The 8,825-nt window shown below is 70.8% G+C and carries 7 protein-coding genes; 4 read left to right on the top strand and 3 right to left on the bottom strand.

All coding sequences use genetic code 11. The annotated features are described in order from the left end of the window. Positions 1–143 precede the first annotated feature (143 nt). Both Q8Q85_13060 and Q8Q85_13055 read right to left on the bottom strand, forming a co-directional pair. Positions 144–1,238, bottom strand: coding sequence for a glycosyltransferase (locus tag Q8Q85_13060; GenBank protein MDP3775185.1), 1,095 nt, complete (start codon positions 1,236–1,238; stop codon positions 144–146). 12 nt (positions 1,239–1,250) lie between these two features. After that, positions 1,251–2,717 carry a hypothetical protein gene (locus tag Q8Q85_13055; protein ID MDP3775184.1) on the bottom strand — a complete coding sequence of 489 codons (1,467 nt, stop codon included), beginning with the start codon at positions 2,715–2,717 and terminating at the stop codon, positions 1,251–1,253. Between the two features lie 67 nt (positions 2,718–2,784). Here Q8Q85_13055 and Q8Q85_13050 point away from each other — a divergent pair, with 67 nt between their 5' ends. The 4 genes from Q8Q85_13050 to Q8Q85_13035 are packed head-to-tail and all read left to right on the top strand — an operon-like array spanning position 2,785 to position 7,592. After that, a complete protein-coding gene (locus Q8Q85_13050) occupies positions 2,785–4,236 on the top strand; it encodes a hypothetical protein (GenBank protein MDP3775183.1) in 1,452 nt (483 codons plus the stop codon). A 32-nt stretch (positions 4,237–4,268) separates the two neighbouring features. Further along, the gene (locus Q8Q85_13045) at positions 4,269–5,357 is read left to right on the top strand and encodes a hypothetical protein (protein MDP3775182.1); all 1,089 of its coding nucleotides are present in this window, start codon (positions 4,269–4,271) and stop codon (positions 5,355–5,357) included. Positions 5,358–5,397: 40 nt separating this feature from the next. Next, a complete protein-coding gene (locus Q8Q85_13040) occupies positions 5,398–6,522 on the top strand; it encodes a glycosyltransferase (protein MDP3775181.1) in 1,125 nt (374 codons plus the stop codon). Continuing rightward, the gene (locus Q8Q85_13035) at positions 6,519–7,592 is read left to right on the top strand and encodes a glycosyltransferase family 4 protein (protein MDP3775180.1); all 1,074 of its coding nucleotides are present in this window, start codon (positions 6,519–6,521) and stop codon (positions 7,590–7,592) included. The genes Q8Q85_13040 and Q8Q85_13035 overlap by 4 nt, the downstream gene beginning before the upstream one ends. 21 nt (positions 7,593–7,613) lie before the next feature. On the opposite strand, the gene Q8Q85_13030 is transcribed toward Q8Q85_13035, so the two are convergent. Next, positions 7,614–8,825: glycosyltransferase (locus Q8Q85_13030; GenBank protein MDP3775179.1), on the bottom strand; the 1,212-nt coding region annotated here is incomplete at its 5' end.

The following is an 8,825-nucleotide window of genomic DNA, read 5'->3' as shown; positions in this document are numbered from 1 at the left end:
CCCGGAAGAATCGCGCCGCCGCCTCCCCCGCCCCTCGGTGTAAGCCTCTCTCTCCCCTCTCTCCCCTCTCTCCCCTTACTCCCCTTACACCCCTTACTTCCCTTACTCCCCTTACATCCCTTACTCACCCTTACTCACCCTACTCACCCCATCGCCTCTTCATACAGCCCGAAATACCTCTCGCCCATCAACTCCGCTCCATACTCCCGCACCTGAACTTCACGCGCAGCCCGCCCCATCTTCGCTCGCCGCGCTGGATCCGCCAGCAACGAACTGATCGCCTCGCGCAACGCACCCGAGTCCCCCGGCGGCACCATAAGCCCCGTCTCACCATCCCGGTTCACCTCGGAGACGCCGGTGGGCAGCGCGGTCGTCACCAGCGGCTTCCCGCAAGCCATCGCCTCCAGTAACACGATGCCGAACGCCTCCGCGATCGTCACCGACGAGAGGCAGAACACGTCGGCCGCGTGGTAGTGGGCGATGAGGTCCTCCTCCGAGACCTTGCCGGCGAACACCGCGTTCTTCCCGGCGAGCGAGCGGAGGCGAGCCTCCTCCGGCCCGGTCCCGACGATCACGACCGTTGCGTCGAGCGTCGCCGTCGCCCGGAGCAGCACGTCGAACCCCTTGTATCCCACCAGGCGGCCCACCGCCAGCACGACGGGGCGCTCGCCCCACCCGGCACGCAGCGCCCGCGCCCGCGCCAGCACCGCGGGCGTCGCCGCGAACCGTGAGGAGTCGATGCCGAACGGGATCACCCGCGCCTTGGCCTCGAAGCCGCGCAGCTCGCGCGAGGTTCGCAGCAGCTGCTGCGAGCCGATCGCCACGAAGCGCGCCCGCTCCAGCGCTCGGCGCACTATGGGCCCGTAAAAGGGCGCCAGCGCCCGCTGCCGCACCACGTCACTGTGCTGGGTGATCACCAGTGGACGCCTGTCGCCGAGCACCGCGAGGTCGCCGAGGGGATTCGGGTGGTGCAGGTGCACGAGGTCGCCGGGACTCTCGCGAACCAGGCGCGGGAGCGCGGGTGTGATCGGCTGGGAGAGCACCGTGCCGTAGGAGCGCGCCCGGACGACCCGCACCCCGCCGTAGGTGTCGGCGCCGCCTCGTCCCCGCGCCGCCGACACGACGGCCGTCACGCCGATCCCGCGTCGCACCAGCTCGGTGTTGAGGTTGACGACGACCGTCTCGAGCCCGCCGAGGTATTCCGGCGGGTAGAACTTCCCCACCTGCACGACCCGCATCGGAGCCGCGGCTTAGGCGGAGGGCGGAGGCGAGACGCGGCCCGCGGCCTTGCCGAGCGCCGGGCGCAGGACTTCGACGATCAGGTTCACGTCGGTGAGCAGGGCGCTGCGGCCGTAGCGCCGGAAGACGGCCAGCTCACCCTTCGTCCGGCCATCGGGACCCACCGGGAACGGCATATGAACACCCCACTCGTCCGCCAGGATCGGAACGCTCGCTTCGACGATCTCGCCGCCCTCCAGCCGGAACTCGCGCCGGCCGCTGTCGTCGTTGGTGGGACGGAGCGTCAGGCGCACCCCGTCGAACTCGCTCGCGGCGAAGAGGTCGGCGAGGATGCGCACGATCTCGTCCCAGGACCGTACCCGGTCGAGCCCGTCGGCCGCGCGGCGCACGCTCACGTTGAACTGGATCGCCCGGGTCTGCGTGAAACCGCGCTGCGCCAGGCGTGCCAGCTCGAAGAACTCGTGGAGCCGCAGGTGCCGCACCGACAGCCAGACGACCGCGCCGACCATCGTGAGCACTACGGCCAGCCCGCGAACGTTGTGGTTGAGGAAGAGCATGCTCGCGAGCGCGAACGCTCCGCACACGAGATAGAGGATCGCCGCCGCCTGCGCCGGCGTCAGCCCGAGGTCGAGGAGCCGGTGATGGAGGTGCTCGCGGTCCCCCTTGAAGACCGGCGCGCCGCGCGCCGCCCGCCGCACCACCGCGATGAGGGTGTCGAGGACCGGCACCGCGAACGCGACCATCGGGATGGCGATCGCGACGATCGCGGGACCCTTCGTCGCGCCCTCGAGCGCGAGCGTGGCCAGCATGAACCCCAGGAAGAGGCTCCCCGCGTCGCCGAGGTACACTTTGGCGGGAGGGAAGTTGTACGGGAGGAAACCCAGCGTCGCCCCCGCCAGCGCGACCGTGAGCAGCGCGACCAGCGGCTGGCCGAGCGTCACCGAGGTGACGAACATCGCGAGAAGGGCGAACACCGCCGCGCCTGCCGCCGCCCCGTCGATGCCGTCGAGCAGGTTGAAGGCGTTGGTGATCCCGACGATCCAGACCACCGTGAAGACGAGCCCCACCACGAAGCCCAGGGAGACGATGCCGAACGGCAACCAGACGGTAGAGGCACGCACGCCGACCAGGTAGAGACCCACGGCGATGGCGATCTCCACGGCGAACTTGGGTGGCGCCCTGAGGCCCTTGATGTCGTCGATGACGCCCAGCGCCAGGATACCTAGCGCTCCCAGGTAGACCGCGCTCAGCTCCACGCGCGAGTACCGCACCAGGGCGCGAACGGGCGTGAACACCATCGCGAGGAGGAGTAGCGACAGGACGGCCGCGGTGACCACGGCGAGCCCGCCGGCACGCGGGATCGGCGCGTCCCTGGTTCGGTCGATCGCCCCGAACCGCACCCCGAGGCGGGCGGCCGCCGGGGTAAGCAACACCCCCAGGACGAGGGCGACGAGAAACGCGGAGAGGTAGGAGCGCATGGGCGGCCCAGCCGAACCATCGTACGCAAATGTTGGCGGGAGGGCAACCGCAACCCCATATTACAGCGTGATCTACGCGGCCATCCCTCTGATCCTCGCGGTCGTCTGCGTGGTGCTCGGCCGGCGGATGCTGACCCTCCTCATCATCCTCGGATACCTCGAGGTAGAAGGCTTCCTCAAGCTCGTTTCGAACTACAACCGCGTTGTCCACGTCGGCTTGGACATCATCGTGCTATCGCTCGCCGGAACGATGGTCCTGGTGGCCGTGACGGCCCGGCGCGCCTCGCTGCCGGACCTGCCCTGGGTTCGGCTGATCCTTCTGTACGTCCTATGGCTTTTCCTCGAGCTGTTCAACCCGTACAGCGCGGGCATCATCCCGAGCCTGGCGTCGTACAAGATCCACCTGACGATGATCCCGCTGTACTTCCTCGCGGCCGCGACCTTCCGTGAGCCCAAGGACATCATCAGGTTCATCACGGCCCTGGTTTTGCTGGCGTTCGTGCCGTACGTGGCGTCGCTCGCGCAGTACGCCCTGGGACCCTCGAGCCTGCTCGACCTGTCGGAGCGCGCGCGGCAGAACATCAGTTACTACCACGAGTGGCGGCCCTTCGGCACCAGCGCGGTGCCGGGCGGCTCGTCGGTGATCGCGTTCCTGGTGACCCCGCTGGCCGTCGTCCTGCTCGTGACACCGCGGGAGTGGCCGCGCGTCCGGCTCATCGCGACCGTCGGCATCTTGCTGGCCGGCGGGGTCTTCGTCGTCTCGGGAGTGCGCCAGGTCTTCCTCGGCTGCGTGCTCGCACTGGTCCTCATGGCGGCGCTCGCGGCCAGCCGGGGACGCGGGCGCGGCGTCCTGGCACTCGTGTTCGTGCTGGCCCTGGGAACCGGCTCGTACGTCGCGGTGCAGACCTTCCTGAGGCCGATGGCGACGGAAGCGGTCCAGTCCGAGCGCAACATTCCCGACATCTGGCGCGAGGGGGACGTGACCGACCGGCTGCTCACCCTCGCCCGGACCGGCACGTACCTTCAGGCGCGCGGCAACCCGATCTACGGCATCAAGCTCCGCCTGACGCGCTACCCCTTCGGGGCAGGCCTGGGAAGGACCGGGTCCGCGGCCGGTGCACTCCAGAAAGAGCTCGGATCGAACCCGGAGAGCGCCCGGATCCAATACGAGGTACGCTGGTCCGACAACTACTTCGCGGACATGCTCGTGGAAGTGGGCATCCCGGGACTGATCATGATGACGACCATCCTGATCGGGATGATCGTTGGTGCGGTGCGCCTCGCGCGCCGGGCGCGCGACCCCGTCATCGGGGCGACGTCCGCCGCGATCGCCGGGCTGTTCTTCGCGTTCCTTGCCATGTCATGGGGCTCACAACCGCTGCTGAGCAACCCGATCACCGCGTACTTCTGGTTCCTCGCCGGAGTGCTCGCCGCGATGCGCCGGATGGAGTCCAAAGTGTCCGCCGCGGAAGAGCCGGCCGAGATCGAGCCCTCCGCCGTGCCGGCGTTGGCCCGGTAGCGGCGCACGCCCTACCCTTCGCGGGCCGGCCCGTGATCGGGCTTTACTGCCCCGACGTTCCGCCGGTTCCCGGCGGCGTCTCCGACCACACGCTCGTCCTCGCGCGCGCCCTCGAGGCGCTCGGTGAGCCGCCGGTCGTCCTGGCGCGCCGCGGCGACCCCGCGCGGTTCGCCCCGGTGACGTGCGTGACCGGCCTCGCCCCGACCGACATCGTGGACACCGCACTCGCCCACGGCGTGAGCACAGTCGTGATCCAGTACGTCCCGTTCCTGTTCGCCCGGCGCGGCGTCTCTCCCGCCCTGGTGCTCGGCATCCGGCGGATGGCGCGCGCCGGCGTCGGCCTCGCGGTCATCATCCACGAGCCGTTCGTCCCCTTCACGCGGCTTCCGTGGCTCATCACCGGATTTCCGCAGCGCTGGCAGTTCGGCTACCTGATGCGTCGAGCCTCGCACGTTTACACGCCGCTGCCCCAGTTCGCGGACATCGCCCGCCGCTACACCGGCTCTGGCACGACCGTAGTGGTCGCGCCGGTCGGGGCGACGCTGCCCGTCTCCCCCGTCTCGCGAGAGGAAGCGCGGCAGTCGCTCGGCCTCGCCAACGGCACCGTCGCGATCGGCATCTTCAGCCCGGCGGCATCGGGCTTCGCCCACGACTGGATCGCCGCGGCCGTCGCCAGACTCGCCCCGCGCACCGACGTGGTGTGGGTGCGGTTCGGGTTCGGCAGCGACCGGGCACTGCCGGGCTACCCCACCGGCGGCAACGTCCGAGTCCTCGGCGAGGTCGATCCCGCGACCGCTGGTCGGGTGATGCGCGCCCTCGATCTTGCGGCGGCGCCATACGTGGACGGGCTCACGATGCGCCGCTCGGGCGCCATGCTCGCGCTGGCGCACGGCGTGCCGACGGTGAGCTCCACCGGCCACTTGTTCGATCCGCGGCTCCGGCAGATCGCGGATTGCGAGGCGACGCCGGAGGCGTTCGCCGAACGGCTCGAGCGCCTGGTCGTGGATGCGGACGAGCGCCGGAAGCTCGCCCAGCGCAGCAGCCGCTACCATGCCATCGCATCGGTCGACATCCTCGCCGGCCGACTGCTCATGGACCTGATGCCGGAGGCGATGGCTTGAGAACGCCGCACCGCCAAGGCCATGCCATCGGTGACCGCCGATGACGCTGCGGGTGCTGTACGTCTCGCCCCACGCCCATCTGGGCGGGGCGGAGCGCGTCACGATGGATCTCCTCGCCCAGCACGACCGCTCCGTTGTGGAGCCCTCGGTCTGCTTCCTCCACGACGGCCCGCTCGTCGGCCAGTGCCGCGACCGCCTCGGCCTGCCGACCTACATTGTCAACGCCCCGCCGCTCCGGAACGTGCTGCAGCGCCGGCGCGCCGTGCGCACCATCGCGGGCCTCGTCGAGGCGGGCGACGTGGACCTGGTGCACAGCGTGATGGCGTGGGGCCATCTGTACGGTGGCGCCGCGGCCGCGAAGGCCCGGCGGCCCGCGGTGTGGTTCCAGCACGTAGGCGCCGCGTGGGGAAGCATGATCGAAGCGTGGGCGTCGTTCGTCCCGGCGCGGGCGATCATCGCCAATTCGGAGTTCACGGCGTCGGGGCAGCGGCGAGTGAACCCGCGGCGGGCAAGAGTCGAGGTCATCCATCCCGGCACGCGCATCCCCGCCGAGCCGCGCACGGTGCGGCGCGCCCGCGGGCGTGAGGCGCTGGGCATCGCGAGCGACGAGTTCGTCGTCGGCATCGTCGCGCGGCTGCAGCGCGCGAAAGGACAAGACGTGGTGATCCGCGCGGCAGCGTCGCTGCTGCACGCGCGGCGGCACACCCGGCTGTTCGTGATCGGTGACCCGCTCTTCGATACCGACGACAGCGCCACGCGGCTGCCGGCACTCGCCAAGGCACTCGGCGTGGGCGACCGCGTAACCTTTACCGGGTTGCGCCACGACATTCCGGACTGCCTGGCCGCCCTGGACGTGGCCGTGCATGCATCCACCACACCCGAGTCCTTCGGCCTCGGCCTGATCGAGGCGATGGCCGCGGGCACGGCGCTCGTCGCCGCCGACGGCGGCGCGGTGCGCGAGATCACCACTCCCGGAGTGGACGCGATAGTGACACCTCCGGGGGACCACGAGGCGCTCGCCACCGCTTTGCTCGCCCTCTGCGACGACCCCGAGCGCCGCCAGTCCCTGGCCGCCGAAGGCGCCTTTACGGCGCGCGAACGCTTCGACGCCGTCGAGATGACGCTCAAGGTCGAGGAGCTGTATGCGTCGCTGGTGCGGCGGTGAGAGTCGCGCTCGTCGCGCACCACGTCGGGCCCACCGGGGGCCAGGATCGCTACATCCTCGAGCTGGCCAGACGTCTCGCCGCGACGTGCGACCTCGACGTGGTCGCCATGCGCGTCCACGGCAGCCTGCCGACGGGTGTCGGCGTCCGTCTCGTGAAGCCGCGCGCGGGGCCGATGCTGCTGCGCGCCCCGGTTTTTCGGTATGCCGCCTCCCGCATCGTCGCCAGGAGCCCGTACGACGTCGTCCACACGGTGGGAGGCGCGCTCCCCGGCGCCACCGTGATCACCGCGCAGTTTTGCCACGCGGCGTGGCGCGAGATCTCGCCGCCGGCGTCCTGGTATCAGGGCCGCGTGGTCGCCCAAGCGATCCGCGACGAGCACCGCGCCTTCCGGCACCCCAACGCGCGCGCGGTCATCGCCGTCTCACGCCGGACCGGCGAGGAGGTCCGCAGGTTCTACGGACCGCTTGCCGCGCCGCTGACCGTGATCCCGAACGGCGTGGACAGTGACACCTTCGCTCCGGGAGCGCGCGGACCCGGCACGCCGCGGCTGCTCTTCGTCGGCGCGTACGACCGCAAGGGCCTAGACGTGGCCATCCGGGCGCTCGCGCTCATGAAGCGCGACGCCGAGCTCCTCGCCGTGGGCGAGGGGAACCGCGACCGCTATGCCCAGCTCGCCGCGGGCCTCGGCGTGGGGAGACGCGTGCGCCTCGAGCCGCCGCGCGAGGACATCGCCGAGGTCTTCGCGGCGGCCGATGCATTCGTCTTTCCGACGCGTTACGAGCCGTTCGGCATGGTGATCGCGGAGGCGATGGCGTCGGGGCTTCCGGTCGTAACGTCCGGGGCGGCGGGCGCGGCGGACCTGATCACGGACGGTGTGTCGGGACGGATCATCGCCGACGCCGAGGACGCGGCCGCCTTCGCCGCCGCACTCGACGGTCTGCTCGCGGACACCGCTGCACGATTGGCCATGGGAAGCGCCGCGCGCGAAGCGGTGCGCGGGATCGGGTGGGACGCCGTAGCCGAGCAGACGCTGGCCGTGTATCGCGCAGTGCTCGGCCGACGGTCGTGATCAGGCGCGCGCCGAAGCGGGTCAGGCTCCCGTGAGCGCGCGAACCAGAACTTCGGCCCGGGCTCCGAGCGCGGCGTAGTCGAATTCCCGCCGCGCGATGGCCGGACCCGTCTCCCGCCAGCGCTCGAGCTCCCCATCCGCGATGATCGCGCGCACCCGAGCGGCCAGGCGGCGCGCGTACTCCTCCCACGTCCCGTCGAAATCGATGAGCATCCCCGTCCCCTCGAGCACCCGGGCGGCCTCGCCAACCCTCGAGACCACCGCAGCGCAGCCGCTGGCCAGGAAGATCGGCAGCTTGCCCGTCGTCCGCACCGCCGACATCGGGTTGTTCAGCGCCGTATGCAGGAAGATGTCGATCCCCGAGAGATACGCGGGCAGCTCCGCGAGGGGGACGCGACCCACGAACCGCATGCGTTCGGTCACGCCGCGCTGGTCCGCGAGTGCCCGCAGTCCCGCCAGGCCGGGGCCGTCGCCGACCACGAGGCCGACCACGTCGAGGTCCGTCAGTCTCGCGAGGCATTCCACCACGTCCCACCCGGGGCTCGGCAGCCCGAGTCGCGCCTCCCACCCGATGGTCGCGACGACGCCGACGGTCACGGCGCTGCGCACACCAAGGCGGGCGCGAACCTCCGCGCTGTCCCGGCGCGCGAATTGGTTGCACTCCACGCCGTCCACGATCAGCTCCACCCGGCGTACAGCTTGGCGCTGAAGGAGCGTCACGTGCTCGGAGCCGCGCACCACCACCGCGTCGGGAACGCGCGTGCTGAGCGCTTCCAGAACGCGGACCACCGCACAGTAGAGCGGCGGGCGGCCTGCGATCCTGACGGACTCGTACAGGAGATCACCGGTGTCGACGATGACTCGCGTGTCGAAGAGTGCTCGGCCGAGCCACGCGGCGATCACGCGCGCCGGGTGCTGCGACAGCAGCCACAGCACATCGTGCCGCCGCGCGGCGGCCACCGTCCGGAAGAAGGCGCGGGTGGAAGCGAGCACTCCGCGACCGTCGCGATAGTCGTGGCTGGCGACGAGGTCGGCGGAGAAATGACGGGCGAGACCGCGGGCGCGGTCTTCGATGGACTGGACGGCCCGGCGGCCGGCGAACCACACGCGCACCATGGTGGGGACGAAGGATGGTGCCGGCCGGGGCGTCGGGCAAGCGCGGCGACTTCGCCTTTCGTGCCCGTGCCGGTCATACTTGGTGGCGATGAACCGCGTCCTGCTGGTACCCGACCT

The organism is Gemmatimonadales bacterium, assembly GCA_030697825.1.
Taxonomy (GTDB): Bacteria; Gemmatimonadota; Gemmatimonadetes; order Gemmatimonadales; family JACORV01; genus JACORV01.
The sequence above is the reverse complement of the archived record's forward strand: the minus strand, read 5'-3'. Positions and strand labels throughout refer to the sequence as shown.